The sequence below is a fragment of the Brevundimonas diminuta genome (assembly GCF_050310045.1).
GTDB lineage: Bacteria > Pseudomonadota > Alphaproteobacteria > Caulobacterales > Caulobacteraceae > Brevundimonas > Brevundimonas diminuta_F.
The window spans coordinates 971,872-990,030 of record NZ_CP190005.1; the positions used below are offsets into that span (position 1 = coordinate 971,872).

Genomic DNA, 18,159 nt, shown 5'->3' on the forward strand with positions numbered 1-18,159 from the left:
AAAAAGGTGAAGGCGGGGCGATATCTCTCTCTCGCCCTTGGGATTTCGGGGTCCGGCGGGATAGTTTCGCCGCCTCAGTCAGGGAGTCGCGCATGAACCGTCGGATCGCACCGCCTCAACCCTTCGCCCCGGTCGATTCGGCCGAGACGGCGGCGGCGCTGGCGCGCGGCAGCGCCATCGCCTTCTGGATATGGGGGGCGGTCGGCCTGATGCAGGCAGGGCTGGTCTGGTTCCTCAGCACGCCCGAGCATGAGGCCCTGCGCGGGACGACGGCGGGGTTCGCCGTCTTTTTCGCCGTCATCGCCATATTGCTAGGGCGGGTGCAGTGGCGACGACCGAACCGGCTGCTGCCCGGTTTCGGCATGGTCTGGGCCATCTATGAACTCAGCGCCCTGTCGGTCAGCCTGATGGTCGGGGCGCCGCTGGGCGCGGCGGGCCTGCCGGGATGGAGCTTCGGCGTGGCGGGCGCCGCCATGATCCTGTGTCTGCTGCTGCACATCGGGGGGCTGCGCGGGGCGGCGGCTATGGCATCGGTCTCATCCGGTGACCGGGCCTGAACGATATCTGGGGGTAATAGATGAAGCATAAGCTCAAGTTGTGGTTACGTGCGGCCAATCCCTTTGCGCCGCCGCGCGGCATGGCGGAGGCGCAGCGGTCCGCGCGTGTGGGGGCCGTCGCCCTGGCCGTGTCCACCGTTCAGGGCGTGGCGAGCCTGCCGCTGATTTCGAATAGGCTGGTGCAGTCCATGGCCGTGGCCGGACAAGCCCAGGGCGGATCGGCGGCAGATCAGGCGATGATGGAGGGCGTCATGACCGTTCTTGCGCCGTTCATGATGATCACCATGATCAGCGTCGCCATCGTCTTTCTGGTTCTGGCCGTGCTGCAGTGGCGCTGGATGACGTGGGCGATCCCGGCCATCATGCTGGCCTTACTCGGCTACGGTCTCTTGAGCAGGGTGGTCGGGCTGGTGATGATGGGGCCGGTGATGGCTCATTGGCTGACGCCCGCTTCCGTCGCTCTGCAGATCATCGGCCTGCTCATGGGTTTGGTCTATGCGGCGGCGTATCGTGGCGGCCGTATGCTTGAACAGTTGAAACGGAGCGTCTGACCATGACCGTCACCCTTTATCACAACCCGAAATGCTCGACCTCGCGCAAGGCGCTGGAACTGCTGCGCGAACGCGGGATCGAACCGACGGTGGTCGAGTATCTGAAGAGCGGCTGGGACGCCGAGACGCTGAACCGTCTGGCGCGCGGAACGGGCGGCGGGCTGAAGGGCCTGCTGCGTAAGAAGGAGGCCAAGGCCGCCGAACTGCTGGCCGCCGATGCGGATGACGCGACGGTTCTGGCCGCCATGATCGAGAGCCCGGTCATCGTCGAGCGCCCCATCGTCGAAACGCCCAAGGGTGCGGCGATCGGGCGGCCGGTCGAGGCGGTGCTGGGCGTTCTATAGGGACGCGCAGTTGCGGTGGAGGCTTTGATGTTCGCTAAGGGTTGAAGCGAACATTGGCCGACAGCCGCTCGGGGGATAGGCTTACGCTATGAAACAGCTATCCGCGCTCGAAATGGCCGTCGCTGTCGTTCTGGCGAAGCAAGTGAGCCTCGATGGGGGCCATGCTCTCATCGAGCAGTTGAAGACGGCTGAGGTTTCTGGTCGTGAATTCACAGGTTGCGGTTTTTACACTGAGTTCGGCGTGGACAGGGCGTTGCCGCCTGCCGTGGTCACCATCAGCCCCGGGGGATGGGTTCGCTCCGAAGTGGGGCCGCACGCCTACCCCTTAGAGTTCATGCTCTACGTCAAAGACGGCTACGCGGCGATGATCGAAGCCTACAGCTATTTCGACGGCTACGGCGACATCGACCTTTTGACTACACCATTTACCGCGCCCAACGCCTTCGATCTTCCGGCCATCGAGGTTCGCTAAGGGGCGAGGCGCGACCTGTTCACGCGCTCCAAATTGACCCCTCCGCGCTTCGATGCCAGACCTCGGCTGTTCGTCACGCTTGGAGTTCGCCCATGACCCGCACCCTGTATGGCATCAAGGCCTGCGACACGATGAAGAAGGCGCGCGTCTGGCTGGACCAGAACGGCGTGGCCTATGACTTTCATGACTATAAGGCCGTGGGCGCGGATCGCGCTGATGTGGAGCGCTGGGTCGCCGAGCATGGCTGGGAGAAGGTGCTGAACCGCGCAGGCACGACCTTCCGCAAGCTGCCGGACGCAGACAAGGCCGATATCGACGCCGCCAAGGCGGTGGACCTGATGCTGGCCCAGCCGTCGATGATCAAGCGCCCGGTGCTGGATCTGGGCGATGGGCGGACGCTGCTGGGCTTCAAGCCGGAGATATACGCCGAGGCCCTGAAGGGCTGAGGTTCAGTCCTCGACGGCCGTGTCGGGGCGGTCGTGGCCGTCGGCGCGTTCGGTGATCCACTGGCCCGAGGCGTCCTCATATTCGATCCAGGCGGTGCGGTCCGGCACGCGCTGTTCGCGCGCCGCCGCCGTGGCTGCGGCCAGCGCCGATGCGTGACTGGGGAAGGTCTCGGAGTAGCTGTCGCCCAGTTGATAGGCCCAGCCGCCGTCGTGCTGGACGATGCGGTATGTGATGTTCATCGCGACCTCGCAAAGCTTTCGGGAGCAGCGTCGGGTGAGGGGCGGCGGCTGTCGAGTCACGCTGTGGTGACGCATTACGAAGAGTTCATGCGCGAAACTGCATCCATCAGCCATCATCGCCGCCTCTTGTGATCAGAAGGCCGCCGTTTCAGGTCGGCTCAACACAGATCCATAAAGGCGAGACTCATGGACGGCTTTGAAGTCCTCATCCCCCTGGCGCCCTTCCTGATGGTGGTGGCCATCGTCGTCATTCCGTCGTGGCTGAAGAGCCGCGAGCGGCGCGAGATGCAGGCGACGCTGCGGGCGGCCATCGAAAAGGGTCAGACCCTGCCGCCCGAGGTCATCGAGGCCATCAGCAAGGACAATGCAAAGCCGCCCGCGACGGCGGCGCGCGACCTGCGCACCGGGGTCATCCTGCTGGCCGTTGCGATCGGCATTGCGGTCTTCGGCTATGCGGTCAGCTTTGCGGAGATGGACGCCTACTACCCCATCGTCGGCATAGCCGCGATTCCGGGCATGATCGGGCTGGCCTTCATCGTCCTGAGCTTCTTCAACAAGAACAAGGGCTGAGGCGGCGCGATCGGAACAAGCGTCATGGCCCGTCCTTTACGCGATCTGCATGACATCGAACTGGCCGGGCTGGCGGCCGGGGGCGGTCGGCGCGAGTTCGGCGAACTGGTGCGCCGCCACGGCCCGGCGGTGCGCGGTCTGCTGCGCCGGATGGGCGCCCAGCCTGCACTGGCCGACGATGTGGCGCAGGACGCCTTTCTGCTGGCGTTCGAGAAGTGCGCCGAGTTCCGGGGCGAGGGCACCTTCGCCGCCTGGATCAAGCGCATCGCCGCGCGTCAGTATCTGAAGCTTATTTCGAAGGAGGCGCGCTATGTGGCGGAAAGCGAAACGGAACATGTCGCGCCTGTCGTCGACAGCATCGGCCGCGTCGATCTGGATGAAGCGCTCAAGGGGCTCAGCGAGGCCGAGCGTCTGTGCGTCTCCTTGTGTCACGGCGCGGGGATGTCGCACCCGGAAATCGCGGCGGCCATGAATTTGCCGCTCGGAACGGTGAAATCCCATGTCAAGCGTGGTCTGGATAAACTTCGGGCCCGGCTCCAGCCGGGGCCGGTTGCAATCGGGAGCGCATCCCATGTCGGCTGATGAATTCGACCCGGCCATCGAGCGCCTGTTCGCCCAGGCGCCGCACTTCGCCGATTCGCCCTTCTTCGAGGCGGATGTGGCCGCGCGGCTGAACAAGGCGTCGCGCGTGCGGTCCATCGCCCTGTCGGCGGCGGGGGTGGTCGGGGGCGTGATCGCGGTGCGCGAACTGCTGAATATTAATTTCGACCTCAGCGCGCATTCCCTCACCGCACAGGCGGGCGGCGGGATCGATTCGGCGGGCGCGCATGGGGTTCAGTCCCTGCTGGAGCATACAGGCGTTGGCGATGCGGCCATGCAGGCCGTAGGTTCGATGGGAGGGACGCAGGCGTTCTGGGCTGTCGCCGGGGTGCTGGTCGCCCTGCTGGCGGCGGGGGCTGTAAAGCTGTCGCAACAGATTTAAGCGCCGTTTTCCCGCCCAAGTCGCAGCTTAGGTCTGGAAAAAGCCGTTTCGCGCCCAACGCCTGCGTTGCGGGCGCTGCGCCGAACCTCTAGGGTCGCGGCGTTTTTACTGATCGGCCTTGGCTGCATTTTTGGGGCGACGTTTCGTGGTTGATGTCTTCGAACAGGTCGAGGAGGAGCTTCGCTCCGAACGCTATCGGCGTCTGGCCCGCACCTGGCTGCCCATTATGGGCGGCCTGCTGGCGGTGGCTCTGGTCGCCGCCCTGTCGTGGTGGGGCTGGCAGTCCTATGTCAGCTCGCAGGCCGACAAGGCCTCGACCGCCTATCAGCAGGGCATCGACCTGATGCAGGAAGGCAAGGCCGCCGAGGCCAAGACCGCCTTCGCTGAGTCGGCCAAGGCCGGCGGCGGCTACAAGCCGCTGGCCCTGATGCAGCAGGCGGGTCTGGTTCTGGCCGAGAACAAGACCGCCGACGCCGTCGCCCTGCTGGACGAGGCCGCCAAGGCCGCCAAGGATCCGATCCTGTCTGACATCGCCGCCCTGAAAGCGACCTTCCTGGTCATGGACACGGCCTCGCTGGAAGACGTGCAGAAGCGTCTGGAGCCGCTGACCGGCGACAAGCGCCCGATGCAGGCCTTCGCTCAGGAAGCCCTGGCCATGGCCCAGCTTCAGCACGGCAAGACGGCCGACGCCCGTCAGGTGTTCGTGCAACTACAACTGGGGCAGGACGTGCCTGACACGGTTCGTCAGCGCGCCCAGGCCGCCGTTCAGGCGATCGATACGGGCACGGCCGCCAATCTGGCCGCCATCGTCAAGGCTGCGGCCGCGCTGCCGGTTCCGGCGGCGGGTCAGGCTCCGGCTGCGGCCGGGGCTGAAGCGCCTGCCCAGACGCCTGCTCAGACGCCTGCTCCCTGATTTGACTCCCTCGGGACGCCAACCATGACCAAAACCCTTAAAGTCGCCCTGTTGAGCGGTCTGGCCCTGACCGTCGCTTCGTGCGGGACGGTCCGCAACGCCCTGCCGTTCGGCTGGGGCGGCAGCAAGGACCCGGTCGCCACGGCGTCCGAGGGACAGCGCATCTCCATTCTGGAGTTCGAACAGCAACTGGCGCCGTCGGCGGCCCTGTCCGGCCGCGACTTCTTCCTGCCGGGACCGCAGGCGGCCACAAGCTGGAGCCAGCCGGGCGGCAACGCCGAGAACGCGGTCGAACACGTCATCGCCGCGCCGGACTTCGCCATCGGCTGGCGTCGTGACATCGGCTCTGGCTCGGCCAAGGACCGTCAGGTCATGTCGCCGGTGGTGGCCGAGGACGGCAAGGTCTTCGTCATGGACGGCGAGGCCAGCATAACGGCTGTGGACGCCGGAACCGGCGCTGTTCTGTGGAAGGCCAGCGTCAAGGTTGATGAGGCCGATCGCGGCCGCCGTTTCCTGGGCGTGGGTCTGGGCGGCGGTTCGGGCGGCGGCGGCTTCGGCGGCGGCATCGCCGTCAGCGGCGGCAAGGTCTTCGTCTCGTCCGGCTATCGCGTCATGACGGCATTCGACGCCAATACGGGCGCTGAGCTGTGGCGCACCCCGGTCGACCTGCCGATCCACGGCGCGCCGACGGTGGCGGGCCAGCGGGTCTATGTCGTCGACGTCGACAACCAGCTGATCGCCTTCAACGTGGCCAACGGCCAGCAGGACTGGTCGTATCGCGGCATCACCGAGCCGGCCCGCATCATGCGCGCCTCCAGCCCGGCGGTCAGCGGCGGCACGGTCGTGGCGCCCTTCTCCTCGGGTCAGATCGTGGCCCTTCAGGTCACCAACGGCCAGCCGGTGTGGGAGCAGGTGCTGTCGCGCACCAGCCGCACCAGCGCCCTGTCGGAACTGCGCGACATCGCCGGTCGTCCGGTAGTCAGCCGCGGTCAGGTCTACGCCATCAGCCAGTCGGGCGTGCTGCAGGTCATGGACCTGCGCACCGGCCAGCCGAAATGGTCCCTGCCCATCGTCGGCGTGAACCAGCCCCTGCCGGTCGGCGACGTCGTCTATGTGGTGTCGCAGGCGGGCGAGCTGACCGTGGTCAACCGCGAGACGGGCCAGGTCTACTGGACCCGCGACCTGAATGACGGTCGCGTCCGCAAGGAAGGCGGCTTCCTGGGCTTCGGCAAGCGCACCGTGCGTCCGGTCTGGTCGGGTCCGATCCTGGCGTCCAACCGTCTGGTGCTGGTCAACTCGGACGGCGAGGCGGTGGCCTATGATCCGAAGACCGGCGCGCAGACCGCCAGCCTGAAGCTGGGTTCGGCCGCCTATATCGCCCCGGCCGCCTATAACGGCGCCCTCTATGTCCTGACCGACAAGGGCCAGTTGGTCAGCATCCGCTGACCTTTTCACCGATTTAAGCTAGAAGGCCGACATGGCTCTGAAGGTCGCCATCGTCGGCCGCCCCAATGTGGGCAAGTCGACACTGTTCAATCGCCTCGTCGGCAAGCGCCTTGCGCTGGTCGATGATCGCCCCGGCGTGACCCGCGACCGCCGCTACGCCGACGGCGTGATCGGCGACATGGATCTGACCCTGATCGACACCGCAGGGTATGAGGACGTCACCGACGAAAGTCTGGAATCGCGGATGCGCGAGCAGACCGAGGCGGCGATCGAGGATGCGGATCTGATCCTGTTCATGATGGACGCGCGCGAAGGCGTGACCTCGCTGGACCGCATCTTCGCCGATCGTCTGCGCAAGACGCCCAAGCCTGTCGTTCTGCTGGCCAACAAGTCCGAAAGCCGTGAAAGCGGCGGCGGCGTGGGCGAGGCGCACGCTCTGGGCTTTGGCGAGCCCGTGCCGATCTCGGCCGAACACGGCGAGGGCATGGCCGACCTGTATCAGGCCATCGTCGCTGCGTCCGAAGACATCTTCATCGAAGAGATCGACGCGCCGGACAAGCCGATCCGCATCGCCGTCATCGGTCGCCCGAATGCGGGCAAGTCCACCCTGATCAACCGCCTGATCGGCGACGACCGCCTGCTGACCGGCCCGGAAGCCGGCATCACGCGCGACTCAATCTCGGTGGACTGGGTCTGGGAAGGCAAGAACATCCGCCTGATCGACACCGCCGGAATGCGCCGCAAGGCCCGCGTTCAGGAAAAGCTGGAAAAGCTGTCGGTCGCCGACACCATCCGCGCCATCACCTTCGCCGAGGTGGTGATCATGGTGATGGACAAGGACGACGCCTTCGACACCCAGGACCTGCAACTGGCCGATCTGGTCGAGCGGGAAGGGCGGGCGCTGATTTACGTCGCCTCCAAATGGGATCTGGAAGAGGAGCCTCAGTCGCGATTGGCTGAGCTGAAGCGTCTGGCGGACGACAAGCTGCCGCAGCTGCGGGGTTCGCCCTTCGTGGCCCTGTCGTCGTTCAACGGCCGTGGCGTCGAGCGTCTGATGCCCGCCGTGCTTCAGGCCTATGACACCTGGTCGGTCAAGGTGAAGACCAAGGACCTGAACGACTGGCTGTCTCTGGCGACCCAGAGGCACCCGCCGCCCGCCGTGGACGGCAAGCGGATCAAGCCGAAATACATGGCTCAGACCAAGGCGCGCCCTCCGACGTTCGTGCTGATGGCCAGCCGGGCCGAGGCCATGCCGGACCATTACAAGCGCTATCTGGTCAACTCGCTGCGCGAGAGCTTCGACCTGCCGGGCACGCCGATCCGCCTGAACGTCAAATCAGGCTCGGCCAACCCCTATGCGGATGGCGGCGCCAAGTCAGGGCCGGAACGCTTCAAGGGCGACGCCAAGACGGCGCCGCGGCGGGTCATAAAGGCTGAGAAGCTGTCCAACCTGCCCGGCAAGGCGCTGGAGCAGAAGGCCAAGGCCGGCATCAAGCCCAAGGTGAAGCCCCTGGGCGGGCTGAAGGCCAGCGCCTCCAAGAAGGCGGGCTCCAACGCTTTTGTCGGCAAGGGCGCGCGCGGCGGCGCCCGTCAGGTGTCGCGCTCGGGCCGTGTCCGCACGGGTCAGAAAGGCGGCGCCAAGCGCTGATCTGAGGCATCCGGCGCCTTGTGATCCGCACGCCCGGCGCCGGAAAAGCTTTACCTGGTCGTTTTGGGGAGCGGAGCGTCCTGTGGTTCATCGCCCAGCGCCAGCTTCAGCGCGATGGCGACCATGACGACCCAGCGTAGTTCATGCCAGTTCATGGCGATGCTTTCACTCAGCATGGTGAAGGTGAAGGACGTCATCATGGGCACGGCCAGCCAGCCGCCGGGACTGGTGTAGGCCGCCCACAGCGACTGTGTCCATATCTGCACCAGCCACAGTCCGAACAGGGTCACTCCGCCCAGACCCAGGGCCAGGTAGATCTCCAGCCAGCCGCTGTGAGCGTTGGCCGGTATGAAGTGGGCCTGATGGCCGATCCACGCCTTGGGGCCTGTGAAGCCGGGATCATCCCATACGGCGCCGTAGCCGAAACCACGCCAGGGATGTTCTGACATCTGTTGCATGATGCCGGACCAGATTCCGGTCCTGCCGGTCAGGGTGGCGTCCTTGCCCAGTAGTTCCAGCACGAACTCGGTCTCCGCCAGCGTCAGCAACACCACGCCGATGACCCCGACGACGGCGAGCCAGGTGGCGATGACAGCCCGCAGCGGCCCTGACTTGACCACGGCGACAAAGCCCATGGCGCTGAGCGACAGGAACAGGACCAGCAGGGCGGTCTTGGACGTCGACAGGATGACCAGCATCACCGACACCAGCGCCAGTCCGAACCATAGCTTGCGCCGTTCAGGGACCATGACGCCTGCCGCCAGCAGGAAGATGGTGGTCTTGACCATGACGTGCCCGAGCGAGTTCTTTTCCAGCCACAGGCCGCGCCAGGCGCCGGGGAAGATCTCCTGCATCCGGCCGAAGTCCGGCAGCAGGGCGCCCAGCAGGAAGGAGATGATGGTCAGAACGCCCAGCGTCCCGGCCAGAATTTCGGTCAGCGAACGCCAGCTCCAGCGCGAGGCCAGGGCCACGCCCGCCAGGGTGGTGAACAACAGGGCCGGTATGCGACGCGCGGTCAGGTCCGGCATGATGGACCAGAAATAGGTCGCCGCCGCCAACAGCAGCAGGGCGATCAGCAGGGGCGATCGGATCAGCCCTTTGACGGCGCGCTCGGGCCGCATACAGACCAGAATCAGCGCCAGCAGATAGGCGGGATAGTAGAAGTTGCGCAGGAAGTCGGCCGAACGGGCGCCGTAGCCCGTCAACGGCGCGCTCCAGAAGCCGGCATAGGTCAGCACCAGGCCGACGGAGGCGATAAGGGCGACGATATCCGCCAACGGCGCCGCACGCACAAGCGGCAGGGCCGTGCGGTGAACCGCAGGGCCAGGCGCCGTATGCATATCGGTCGCGGGTTTCATCGCATGAAAATGTCAGATAAGGGCGTTCGCCGACAGTCCCTGCTTCCATTCCTTGAAGCTGACCGTCAGCGGCGGGGTCAGGTCGGGGCGCGCCAGTTCGACGATCAGCGGGCCGATCTCCGAAGGGTGCGGCAGGACGCTGGGATCCTCGCCGGGGAAGGCCTGGGCGCGCAGCTGGGTGCGCATCCGGCCGGGATCGACGATGGAGGCGCGCACCGGGGTGCTTTCAATCTCGTCGGCCCAGCATTTGAACAGGGCCTCGGCGCCGGCCTTGGTGGCCGCATACATGCCCCAGAAGGCACGTGGCTGGCTGGCGACGCTGGTGGTCAGGTGGATAGCGCGCCCGGCATCAGATGCGCGCAAAAGCGGCTCCAGCGAGCGGATCAGGCGATAGACGCCGGTGAAGTTGATCTTCTCGATCTTGGCGAACTCGCGCGGTTCGGCGTGGGCGACCGGGGTCAGGCCCGACGGCCCCATGGTGGCGGCCGCCTGAACCCAGATGTCCAGCTTGCCGTAGCGTTGGAACAGGGCGCCGCCCAGACGGTCGATGGCGCCGCCGTCCACCAGATCAAAGGGAACCAGGCTGGCGTGCTGGCCGGTGGCGGCGAAAATCTCGTCGTCCAGCTCTTCCAGGGCGCCCTGTGTGCGCGCGGCGGCGATGACGTGGGCGCCCGCCTTGGCCAGGGCCAGGGCGGATTCGCGGCCTATCCCGCGTGAGGCGCCGACGACGAGGGCGACGCGGTTGGCGAGGGGGAGGGAAGCGTTCTCGGACATGGCCCGCTGATAGCGCGCCGCGCGGTCGGGTGAAAGGCGGCGGATGGCCATTAATCCCTCTCCCGCCGGGAGAGAGATTGCGAAGAGGCGTAAGCTTAGGCTGTGACCAGCAGGGACAGTTGCCGACCGCGCGGATCGCGGCCGCCTTCCTCGATTTCACGGTCCAGCAGACGGGTCGGGTAGTCGCCGGTGAAATAGTGGTCGGTGTATTGCGGATTGGCGGCGTCGCGCGGTCCGGCGCCCAGGGCGTCATACAGGCCGTCGATGGATAGGAAGCCGAGGGAGTCGACCTCCAGAACCGCGCGCATCTCTTCCATGCTGTGAGTGGCGGCCATCAGTTGCGACCGCTCGGGCATGTCGATGCCGTAGAAGTCGGGGAAGAGGATCTGCGGGCTGGCCGAGCGCAGGTGCACCTCCTTGGCGCCCGCCGCGCGGACGGCGCGAACCAGCTTCAGCGAGGTGGTGCCGCGCACAAGGGAATCGTCGATCAGCACGACGCGCTTGCCTTCCAGCGCGGCGCGGTTGGGGCTGTGCTTCATCCGCACGCCCTTCTGGCGGGCGCCCTGACTGGGCTGAATGAAGGTGCGGCCCAGATAGTGGCTGCGGATGATGCCCATTTCATAGGGCAGGCCGCTTTCCTGAGCATAGCCGAGGGCGGCGGGAACGCCTGAGTCGGGCACGGGCACGACGACATCGGCCTCGACCACGTGTTCGCGCGCCAGACGGCGGCCCATTTCCTTGCGGACGTCATAGACCGACAGGCCGTTCACGACCGAGTCGGGCCGGGCGAAATAGACGTATTCAAACAGGCAGGGGCGGGCGGACTGGGTGGCGAAGGGCTTGATCGAGGTCAGGCCTTCCTCGTCGATGACCACGACCTCGCCGTGCTCGACGTCGCGCACGAAGGTGGCGCCGATCAGGTCCAGCGCACAGGTTTCCGAAGCCAGCACCCAGGCCTCGCCGACCTTGCCCAGCACCAGAGGACGGATGCCCAGCGGGTCGCGCGCGCCGATCAGTTTGTAGCGGGTCTGGGCCACCAGGGCGTAGGCGCCCTCGATGCGGCTCAGGGCGTCGATGAAGCGGTCGACGATCTTGGCCTTACGGCTGCGGGCGATCAGGTGAAGGATGGCCTCGGAGTCCGAAGTCGACTGGAAGATCGCACCTTCCTGTACAAGTTGTGCGTGCAGGTATTTGAAATTGGTCAGGTTGCCGTTGTGGGCAATGGCGATGCCGCCCTGATCCAGATCGGCGAACATCGGCTGGATGTTGCGCAGAAAGCTGCCGCCCGAGGTCGAATAGCGGGTGTGGCCGATGGCGGCCCGACCGGGCAGGCGCTCGCTGAGGGCGGCGTTGCCGAAGGCGTCGCCCACAAGGCCCTGATGCCGTTCGGTATAGAAGAGTTCGTCGTGGACGCTGGCGATGCCGCAGGCTTCCTGCCCGCGATGCTGCAGGGCGTGCAGGCCCAGCGCGACGATGGAAGAGGCCTCGTTTTCCGGCGCGCCCCAGACGCCGCAGACGCCGCATTCCAGGCGCAGCTGATCATCGCCCGGCTCACGCCAATGCTCGCGATGAATGACGGGTTCGGCGATGTGGTGGCGCATCGTCAGGCTCCGATGACCGGGGGAAGATAACTCAATGGGCGGCGACGCGCACGTAGTCCGCGATTGCGTCGGGGGCAAGGCTCATTGCGATGAAAACCCTTCGCGGACGGAAGAACCCACGACGGGCGTCAGGGCGTCTGCGCCCTTTCCAAGGGTGGGCAGCACGATCTGGATGGCGCGCGCGGCGCCTTCGCTGACCGGCGCGGTCGCGGCCTCGGACAGCCAGCGCGGCGGGTTGTCCTGCAGGGCGCCCATGATGACCAGATGCACCGCGCCGATCAGGGCCAGGGCGCGGATCAGGCCGACGCCGAGGCCCAGCGTCTGGTCCACCACGCCCAGCGCATGGCCCCGCGCACCCTGCGAAATGGCTGAGCCGATAAAGCGCAGGCCGAAATAGAGGGCGACGAACACCAGTCCCACGGCCAGCACCGACCCGGCCCAGTCCGGGTCGACCAGCGACCGCCCGATCGGCGCTGTCCACGGCAGGGTTATGAGGGCCAGCAGCGCCGCCAGCATGAAGCTGAACAGGGCCGTGATCTCGCGCATGCCGCCCCGGAACCATCCGGCGGCGCCCGAGGCCAGCAGGGCCAGAATCACGAAGACGTCGTAGCCGGTCACGCGCTCTGCGGCCTCAAGGGATGGGAACGCGCCCTAATAGCGGTTCTGCGAGATTCTTTCGACTGCGTCAGCCAGACGGTTGACGACGGTCAGGGCGACATCGCCCTTCTTCACCTTGCCATTGGCTTGTGGCGGCGCGAGGGCGCGCTCGAAGCCCAGTTTCTGGGCCTCACGCAGACGGGCCTCGGCGCGGCCGACGGCGCGGACTTCGCCCGACAGGCCGATCTCACCGAAGACGACGCAGCCCTGCGGCAGGGGCATGTCCAGGGCCGAGGAGATCAGGGCGGCGGCGGCGGCCAGATCGGCGGCGGGCTCATTGATCCGCATCCCGCCCGCGACGTTCAGATAGACATCCTTGTCGCCGAACCCGAGGCCGCAGCGCGCCTCCAGCACCGCCAGCAGCATGGCGAGGCGGCCGGAATCCCAGCCGACGACCGCCCGTCTTGGCGTGCCGTATGCAGAAGGCGCGACAAGGGCCTGTATTTCCACCAGAACCGGCCGCGATCCCTCGATCCCTGCGAAGACGGCGGCGCCGGGCGCGCGGTCCTTGCCTTCGCCGAGGAACAGGGCCGAGGGGTTGGGCACTTCGCGCAGGCCGGAATCGCCCATCTCGAACACGCCGATCTCGTCGGTGGCGCCGAAACGGTTCTTGCCCGCGCGCAGGATGCGGAAGGGATAGCCGCGCTCGCCCTCGAAGCTGAGCACGGCGTCGACCATGTGTTCGACCACGCGCGGCCCGGCGATCTGGCCGTCCTTGGTGACGTGGCCGACCAGAACGATGGCCGGGCCGCCGTTCTTGGCCAGCCGCACCAGTTCGGCGGCGCAGGCGCGCACCTGGGTGATGGAGCCCGGCCCGGCGTCGTGCGCGTCGCTCCACAGCGTCTGGATGGAGTCGATGATGACGATGTCGAACGGGTCGCGCTTCAGCGTCGTCAGGATGTCGCGCAGGGCGGTGGCGGAGGCCAGCGACACGTCGGCGTCGGCCACCCCCATGCGTTTGGCGCGGGCGCGGATCTGCTCGATCGCCTCTTCGCCCGAAATGTAGGCGACTATTGCGCCGTTGCGGGCGGCCTTGGCCGTGACCTCCAGCAGCAGGGTCGACTTGCCGACGCCGGGGTCGCCGCCCAGCAGGATGGCCGAGCCGGGCACCACGCCGCCGCCGCAGACGCGGTCGAACTCGGTCACGCCGGTGACGATGCGCGGGGGTTCAGGCGTGTCGGACTGCAGCGTCTCGAACTGCACCCCGCGCCCACGCGCGGTCGAGGCGGGCTTCATCGCGCCCGGCGGGGCCGCCTTGGATTCCTCGACCAGGACGTTCCACTCGCCGCATGACGAGCATTGCCCGGCCCATTTGGAATGAACCGCTCCACAGGATTTGCAGACGAAAAGAAGAGAGTCGCGCGCCATGCATCAGCCCTAGCAGATCGCGCGGGCGAGGGCAGGCGTCGGCGGGCGATCTACGACCGAGGCTGACGTATAAAAACAGGGGTCTTGCGTAGACTTCCACACAGCCGTCATTCTGCCATGATAAGGCCGCGATCCAATCAACCGCCCAGAAGGCTAACGCATGACCCTCGAAAACCCGCCCGCCGTCGATCCCACGCTCGTTTCGCGGGTCAAATTCATCCTGACCAAGCCCAAGTTCGAATGGCCGGTGATCGACGCCGAAAGCGCCAGCATCAAGGGGCTGTTCACCAGCTATGCCGTCATCCTTGCGGCTATCCCGGCGGTGGCGACCATCGTGGGCCAGATCGCCTTTGGTCATCGCGGCCTGGTCGGCCCGCTGCTGGGCGGCGCGCTCAGCTATGTGCTGAGCCTGCTCAGCGTCTATGTGCTGGGCCTGATCATCGACGCCCTGGCGCCGACCTTCGGCGGGACCAAGAACCCGGTGAAGGCGATGCAGGTCGCCGTCTATTCCATGACCCCGATGTGGATCGCGGGCGTGTTGAACATCATCCCGACGCTGGGCTGGCTAGGCAGCTTGATCGGTCTGTATGGCTTCTATCTGATGTATCTGGGCCTGCCGACGCTGATGAAGACCGCCGCCGACAAGGCGCTGGGCTACACCATCGTCGTGGTGGTCGCAGCCATCATCCTGAACGCCATCGTCTTCGCCATCGTCGGCGCGGTGATCGCCAGCTTCGTCATCGTCGGCGCAGGCGCGGCGGCGTTCGCCCTGAGCTAAGTCTGAAGAGAAGGGCTGAGGCCGCGAGCCTCAGCCTTTTGTCTTCAACCCTGATAGACGCGCGGCACGCGTGGCGTGATCGAGGTCAGCAGTTCATAGCTGATGGTCCCCGCCGCCGCCGCCGCGTCGTCGATCAGGCGGTTGGCGCCGAAGATCTCGACCGGATCGCCCGCCTTGATGTCCAGGCCGGTCACATCGACGGCCAGAACGTCCATCGACACCCGGCCGATGATCGGCCGCATCTCGCCCGCGATGAAGACCTGCCCCTTGGGGCTGTAGCTGCGCAGCACGCCGTCGGCGTAGCCCGCGCCAACGGTCGCCACGCGCATCGGCCGATCCGCCTTATAGCCTTGCGAATAGCCGACGGTTTCGCCCGCGGGCACGTCGCGGACCTGCACCGCCTGAGCGATCAGGCTGGCGACGGGGGCGATCTTCTCGTGCGGGCGCCCTTCCGGCCCGCCGCCGTAAAGACAGATGCCCGGCCGCACCACGTCGAAGGCGAAGTCCGGCCCCAGGAAGCAGCCGCCCGAGTTGGCGAAGGAGCGCGTCACGCCCGGATAGCGCTGGACCGCCGCCGCATAGGCGTCGCGCTGGGCGCGGTTCAGCGGGTTGGACGGTTCGTCGGCGCAGGCCAGGTGGGTCATCACCAGTTCGAGGCCTGGGAACGGTGCGGGCGCGTCCTCGACGCGGAAACCCAGCCTGTTCATGCCGGTGTCGATCTGCAGCCCGCAGGCGCCGCCGCCCGCCGCCTGCCACGTCTGAAGCTGGGTCGGGTGGTTGATGACGGGCCGCAGGTTGGACGCCTTGAGCATGGCGGCGCCATTGCTATGAGGGGCGCCGTGGCAGCCGTCCAGAATATAGATGACCGGCTCTGGCCCGATCGCCTCGCGCAGACGCACGCCCTCGGCCGCGCGGGCGACGAAGAAGGTGCGCGCGCCCTCGGCCATCAGCCGCTTGGCCACAGCGGCGGCGCCCAGGCCGTAGCCGTCGGCTTTTACAACCGGATTCACGGGCGCGCCGCTGACGGCGCCCAGGGTGTGATAGTTGCGGGCGAGCGCGTCCAGATCGACGTGCAGGGCAGCGGGAGCAAGCGCGGGGGAGGTCATGGCGACGGTTATAATCTGCAGTTCAGGCGGCGCCACCGGCTTTTGTGTATTGGGCGGCGCACACGCCACATCCGCCGTCATCCTCGGGCTTGACCCGAGGATCGAGCGTAGGACGAACTCATCCCTGCTGACGTCATGCAGACGGATGATCCGATCCTCGGGTCAAGCCCGAGGATGACGGAGAATGGGGAGCGAGGACGGCGAGAGTGGTGAGGGCGACACCTCGCCTTATTCCGGAATATCCGCATAGGCGCTGCCGTAGCGGCCGTCGTTCGCCAGATTGCCGAAGCGGGTGGTGTTGGAATCGAACGCCAGCTTGACGATGCCGATGGGGCCGTGACGCTGCTTGCCGATAACCACTTCGGCCTGATGCTGCAGACGGTCCATGTCTTCCTGCCACTTCAGGTGTTCTTCGGTGCCTTCACGCGGCTCAGCCCGGCCCAGATAGTAGCTCTCACGATAGACGAACATGACGCAGTCGGCGTCCTGCTCGATCGAGCCGGATTCACGCAGGTCGGACAGTTGCGGCCGCTTGTCCTCGCGCTGTTCGACCTGACGTGACAGTTGCGACAGGGCGATGATGGGGACGTTCAGTTCCTTGGCCAGCGCCTTCAGGCCGCCGGTGATCTCGGACACTTCCTGCACCCGGTTCTTCTGGCTGTTATCGCCGGTCGTCACGAGCTGGAGGTAGTCGACCACGATCAGGTCCAGGCCGTTCTCCATCCGCTTCAGGCGTCGCGCGCGCGCCGCCAGCTTGGAGATGGACAGGCCGCCGGTGGCGTCGATGTAGAGCGGGCTTTCGCCGATCTCGATGGCGGCGTCGCGGATCTTGCCGAAGTCCGAGGCGTCGATCTCGCCCTTACGCAGCTTGTCCGAGGACACGCCGGACGCATCGGCCAGGATACGCATGGCCAGCTGTTCGGCGCTCATTTCCAGCGAGTAGAAGGCGACGACCCCGCCGTCGACGGTCTTGCGCCCGCCGTCCGGGGTCGGCTCCCAGCGATAGTTGCGCGCGACGTTGAAGGCGATGTTGGTGGCCAGCGCCGTCTTGCCCATCGACGGACGGCCCGCGAGAATCAGCAGGTCCGAGGGGTGCAGGCCGCCCAGCTTCTGGTCCAGGTCGTCGAGGCGGGTGGCGAGGCCCGCCAGTTTGCCCTCACGCTGATAGGCTTCGCCCGCCATCTCTACGGCGCCCGCCAGCGCCTGGGAGAAGCTGACGAAGCCGGACGACGGCTTGCCCGTCTCGGCCAGCGAATAGAGCGTCTGCTCGGCTTGTTCGATCTGTTCGTCGGCGGGCGTCTCGGGGTTGGGCGCCTCCTTGATGATCTCGCCGCCGATGCGGATCAGGTCGCGGCGCAGGGCCAGATCATAGACGACGCGGGCGTAGTCGGGGGCGTTGGCGGCAGGCGGCGCCCGGTCCACCAGATCGGCCAGATAGCGCAGGCCGCCGAACTCCTGAAACGCGGGGTCCTGTTTGAAGCGCTCCATCAGGATGGTGGGCTCGGCCAGCAGGCCCTGACGGATGTGGTCCTCGATCGCGTCGAACAGCCGCTGGTGGAAGGGTTCGTAGAAATGGCTGCCGCGCAGTCGGTCCGACAGGCGCTCGAACACGGCGTTGTCGAACATCAGCGAGCCCAGCAGGGCCTGCTCCGCCTCCAGGTTATGGGGCATGGACGACACCTGCACGGGGTCGTTGGCGGAATCATAGGGCAGGGGGGCGAAGGCGTTCATCGACATCATCAATAGCCATAGGCGCGCCCTGCGTCAGACGCGGGCGCGGTCGTCGTCGTGGACAGTCGCCTGCGCCTGTGGACGGGCGCGGAAAACCGCTGTCGGATCAGTGAGGGGTCGTCAGCTGCGGCAGGGGTAGCGTTCGACCATCCAGTCGCGCACGGCCTGGGTCACGGTCACGCGACGCCGGGCCTCGGGCATGGTCTCGAAGCGGGCGACGAGCGTCTCGGGCGTGATGCCGGTGCCGGAGGCGGGGATGCAGTGGGCAGGGCGGCGACCGGCCGAGACGGCTGAGGCCTGCTCGGCCTTCACCGTGCTGACGGCGCCGGTGACCTCGCGAATCAGGCGACGGGTGTCCGGGCGCATCATGGCCACGGCGCGGTTGCGCGGGATGTTTTGGCCGATCGTCAGAAACTGCTGGACGGTCATGTCAGCGGATTGCGCCTGAGCGGGCGATGAGGCGGAAAGCAGCGTCAGAGCGAACAGCGGCGCTGCATATAAAGTATGAACAGAACGCGACATGACGATGTAAATGCGCCTTCATGCCCGCCTTCGCAAGCTCGGCCTAATGATGGTGCGATGGCTTTATGTCTGTAGCGGGACGTGGCGGCGCGCTG

At 66.6% G+C, this 18,159-nt stretch carries 21 protein-coding genes; 12 read left to right on the forward strand and 9 right to left on the reverse strand.

All coding sequences use genetic code 11. The features are described 5' to 3' along the window. Positions 1-92: 92 nt before the first annotated feature. The 5 genes from ACORJG_RS04535 (at position 93) to ACORJG_RS04555 (ending at position 2,370) form a co-directional block, all read left to right on the forward strand. A complete protein-coding gene (locus ACORJG_RS04535) occupies positions 93-557 on the forward strand; it encodes a hypothetical protein (protein ID WP_427791984.1) in 465 nt (154 codons plus the stop codon). Positions 558-577: 20 nt separating this feature from the next. Beyond that, a complete protein-coding gene (locus ACORJG_RS04540) occupies positions 578-1,108 on the forward strand; it encodes a hypothetical protein (RefSeq protein ID WP_427791985.1) in 531 nt (176 codons plus the stop codon). Positions 1,109-1,110: 2 nt separating this feature from the next. Then, positions 1,111-1,452 (forward strand): ArsC/Spx/MgsR family protein, encoded by a 342-nt coding sequence (locus ACORJG_RS04545; RefSeq protein ID WP_427791986.1) that lies wholly within the window; start codon positions 1,111-1,113, stop codon positions 1,450-1,452. Positions 1,453-1,540: 88 nt separating this feature from the next. Continuing rightward, positions 1,541-1,924, forward strand: coding sequence for a hypothetical protein (locus ACORJG_RS04550; protein ID WP_427791987.1), 384 nt, complete (start codon positions 1,541-1,543; stop codon positions 1,922-1,924). Between the two features lie 92 nt (positions 1,925-2,016). Then, on the forward strand, positions 2,017-2,370 hold the full coding sequence (locus ACORJG_RS04555) for an ArsC family reductase (RefSeq protein ID WP_427791988.1): 354 nt from the start codon (positions 2,017-2,019) through the stop codon (positions 2,368-2,370). Between the two features lie 3 nt (positions 2,371-2,373). Here ACORJG_RS04555 and ACORJG_RS04560 read toward each other — a convergent pair whose 3' ends face one another. Further along, a complete protein-coding gene (locus ACORJG_RS04560; protein ID WP_427791989.1) occupies positions 2,374-2,610 on the reverse strand; it encodes a DUF2188 domain-containing protein in 237 nt (78 codons plus the stop codon). Between the two features lie 186 nt (positions 2,611-2,796). Here ACORJG_RS04560 and ACORJG_RS04565 point away from each other — a divergent pair, with 186 nt between their 5' ends. From ACORJG_RS04565 to der, 6 genes are all read left to right on the forward strand, one after another. After that, positions 2,797-3,180, forward strand: a complete 384-nt coding sequence (locus tag ACORJG_RS04565) for a DUF6249 domain-containing protein (RefSeq protein WP_427791990.1) — start codon at positions 2,797-2,799, stop codon at positions 3,178-3,180. A 24-nt stretch (positions 3,181-3,204) separates the two neighbouring features. Then, on the forward strand, positions 3,205-3,762 hold the full coding sequence (locus ACORJG_RS04570) for an RNA polymerase sigma factor (RefSeq protein WP_427791991.1): 558 nt from the start codon (positions 3,205-3,207) through the stop codon (positions 3,760-3,762). Then, positions 3,752-4,162, forward strand: a complete 411-nt coding sequence (locus ACORJG_RS04575; protein ID WP_427791992.1) for a hypothetical protein — start codon at positions 3,752-3,754, stop codon at positions 4,160-4,162. Before ACORJG_RS04570 ends, ACORJG_RS04575 begins: the two co-directional genes overlap by 11 nt. 145 nt (positions 4,163-4,307) lie before the next feature. Further along, entirely contained in the window at positions 4,308-5,075 is a 768-nt protein-coding gene (locus ACORJG_RS04580; protein WP_427791993.1) for a tetratricopeptide repeat protein, read from the forward strand. 24 nt (positions 5,076-5,099) lie between these two features. Next, positions 5,100-6,521 (forward strand): PQQ-binding-like beta-propeller repeat protein, encoded by a 1,422-nt coding sequence (locus tag ACORJG_RS04585; protein WP_427791994.1) that lies wholly within the window; start codon positions 5,100-5,102, stop codon positions 6,519-6,521. A gap of 31 nt (positions 6,522-6,552) precedes the next feature. Further along, complete coding sequence (der, locus tag ACORJG_RS04590; RefSeq protein WP_427791996.1) at positions 6,553-8,169, forward strand: ribosome biogenesis GTPase Der; 1,617 nt, start codon at positions 6,553-6,555, stop codon at positions 8,167-8,169. 50 nt (positions 8,170-8,219) lie between these two features. Here der and ACORJG_RS04595 read toward each other — a convergent pair whose 3' ends face one another. The 5 genes from ACORJG_RS04595 to radA form a co-directional block, all read right to left on the reverse strand. Beyond that, positions 8,220-9,509 (reverse strand): O-antigen ligase family protein, encoded by a 1,290-nt coding sequence (locus ACORJG_RS04595; RefSeq protein ID WP_427791998.1) that lies wholly within the window; start codon positions 9,507-9,509, stop codon positions 8,220-8,222. A 30-nt stretch (positions 9,510-9,539) separates the two neighbouring features. Continuing rightward, positions 9,540-10,301 (reverse strand): SDR family NAD(P)-dependent oxidoreductase, encoded by a 762-nt coding sequence (locus ACORJG_RS04600; protein WP_427792962.1) that lies wholly within the window; start codon positions 10,299-10,301, stop codon positions 9,540-9,542. A gap of 95 nt (positions 10,302-10,396) precedes the next feature. Next, entirely contained in the window at positions 10,397-11,902 is a 1,506-nt protein-coding gene (purF, locus tag ACORJG_RS04605) for an amidophosphoribosyltransferase (RefSeq protein WP_427791999.1), read from the reverse strand. Between the two features lie 81 nt (positions 11,903-11,983). Next, entirely contained in the window at positions 11,984-12,520 is a 537-nt protein-coding gene (locus ACORJG_RS04610; RefSeq protein WP_427792001.1) for a CvpA family protein, read from the reverse strand. 33 nt (positions 12,521-12,553) lie between these two features. Continuing rightward, entirely contained in the window at positions 12,554-13,927 is a 1,374-nt protein-coding gene (radA, locus tag ACORJG_RS04615; RefSeq protein WP_427792002.1) for a DNA repair protein RadA, read from the reverse strand. Positions 13,928-14,087: 160 nt separating this feature from the next. On the opposite strand from radA, the gene ACORJG_RS04620 reads away from it, so the two are divergent. Further along, the gene (locus ACORJG_RS04620) at positions 14,088-14,705 is read left to right on the forward strand and encodes a Yip1 family protein (protein ID WP_427792003.1); all 618 of its coding nucleotides are present in this window, start codon (positions 14,088-14,090) and stop codon (positions 14,703-14,705) included. A 44-nt stretch (positions 14,706-14,749) separates the two neighbouring features. Here the strand turns inward: ACORJG_RS04620 and alr are convergent, their stop codons facing one another. The 3 genes from alr to ACORJG_RS04635 all read right to left on the reverse strand — a co-directional run bounded on the left by alr (position 14,750) and on the right by ACORJG_RS04635 (position 18,064). Further along, positions 14,750-15,811, reverse strand: coding sequence for an alanine racemase (gene alr, locus ACORJG_RS04625; RefSeq protein ID WP_427792964.1), 1,062 nt, complete (start codon positions 15,809-15,811; stop codon positions 14,750-14,752). A 228-nt stretch (positions 15,812-16,039) separates the two neighbouring features. After that, entirely contained in the window at positions 16,040-17,542 is a 1,503-nt protein-coding gene (locus ACORJG_RS04630; protein WP_427792004.1) for a replicative DNA helicase, read from the reverse strand. A 120-nt stretch (positions 17,543-17,662) separates the two neighbouring features. Next, complete coding sequence (locus ACORJG_RS04635) at positions 17,663-18,064, reverse strand: hypothetical protein (RefSeq protein WP_427792006.1); 402 nt, start codon at positions 18,062-18,064, stop codon at positions 17,663-17,665. Between the last annotated feature and the right edge of the window lie 95 nt (positions 18,065-18,159).

What these genes read in the sequence shown, in the direction of transcription:
- ACORJG_RS04595 (WP_427791998.1), bottom strand. Translation starts at nt 9,509, where the DNA reads ATGCATACGGCGCCTGGCCCTGCGGTTCACCGCACGGCCCTGCCGCTT.
- alr (WP_427792964.1), bottom strand. Translation starts at nt 15,811, where the DNA reads ATGACCTCCCCCGCGCTTGCTCCCGCTGCCCTGCACGTCGATCTGGAC.
- ACORJG_RS04540 (WP_427791985.1), top strand. Translation starts at nt 578, where the DNA reads ATGAAGCATAAGCTCAAGTTGTGGTTACGTGCGGCCAATCCCTTTGCG.
- purF (WP_427791999.1), bottom strand. Translation starts at nt 11,902, where the DNA reads ATGCGCCACCACATCGCCGAACCCGTCATTCATCGCGAGCATTGGCGT.
- ACORJG_RS04545 (WP_427791986.1), top strand. Translation starts at nt 1,111, where the DNA reads ATGACCGTCACCCTTTATCACAACCCGAAATGCTCGACCTCGCGCAAG.
- ACORJG_RS04565 (WP_427791990.1), top strand. Translation starts at nt 2,797, where the DNA reads ATGGACGGCTTTGAAGTCCTCATCCCCCTGGCGCCCTTCCTGATGGTG.
- ACORJG_RS04570 (WP_427791991.1), top strand. Translation starts at nt 3,205, where the DNA reads ATGGCCCGTCCTTTACGCGATCTGCATGACATCGAACTGGCCGGGCTG.
- ACORJG_RS04620 (WP_427792003.1), top strand. Translation starts at nt 14,088, where the DNA reads ATGACCCTCGAAAACCCGCCCGCCGTCGATCCCACGCTCGTTTCGCGG.
- ACORJG_RS04555 (WP_427791988.1), top strand. Translation starts at nt 2,017, where the DNA reads ATGACCCGCACCCTGTATGGCATCAAGGCCTGCGACACGATGAAGAAG.
- ACORJG_RS04575 (WP_427791992.1), top strand. Translation starts at nt 3,752, where the DNA reads ATGTCGGCTGATGAATTCGACCCGGCCATCGAGCGCCTGTTCGCCCAG.
- ACORJG_RS04585 (WP_427791994.1), top strand. Translation starts at nt 5,100, where the DNA reads ATGACCAAAACCCTTAAAGTCGCCCTGTTGAGCGGTCTGGCCCTGACC.
- radA (WP_427792002.1), bottom strand. Translation starts at nt 13,927, where the DNA reads ATGGCGCGCGACTCTCTTCTTTTCGTCTGCAAATCCTGTGGAGCGGTT.
- ACORJG_RS04630 (WP_427792004.1), bottom strand. Translation starts at nt 17,542, where the DNA reads ATGAACGCCTTCGCCCCCCTGCCCTATGATTCCGCCAACGACCCCGTG.
- ACORJG_RS04560 (WP_427791989.1), bottom strand. Translation starts at nt 2,610, where the DNA reads ATGAACATCACATACCGCATCGTCCAGCACGACGGCGGCTGGGCCTAT.
- der (WP_427791996.1), top strand. Translation starts at nt 6,553, where the DNA reads ATGGCTCTGAAGGTCGCCATCGTCGGCCGCCCCAATGTGGGCAAGTCG.
- ACORJG_RS04535 (WP_427791984.1), top strand. Translation starts at nt 93, where the DNA reads ATGAACCGTCGGATCGCACCGCCTCAACCCTTCGCCCCGGTCGATTCG.
- ACORJG_RS04550 (WP_427791987.1), top strand. Translation starts at nt 1,541, where the DNA reads ATGAAACAGCTATCCGCGCTCGAAATGGCCGTCGCTGTCGTTCTGGCG.
- ACORJG_RS04600 (WP_427792962.1), bottom strand. Translation starts at nt 10,301, where the DNA reads ATGTCCGAGAACGCTTCCCTCCCCCTCGCCAACCGCGTCGCCCTCGTC.
- ACORJG_RS04635 (WP_427792006.1), bottom strand. Translation starts at nt 18,064, where the DNA reads ATGTCGCGTTCTGTTCATACTTTATATGCAGCGCCGCTGTTCGCTCTG.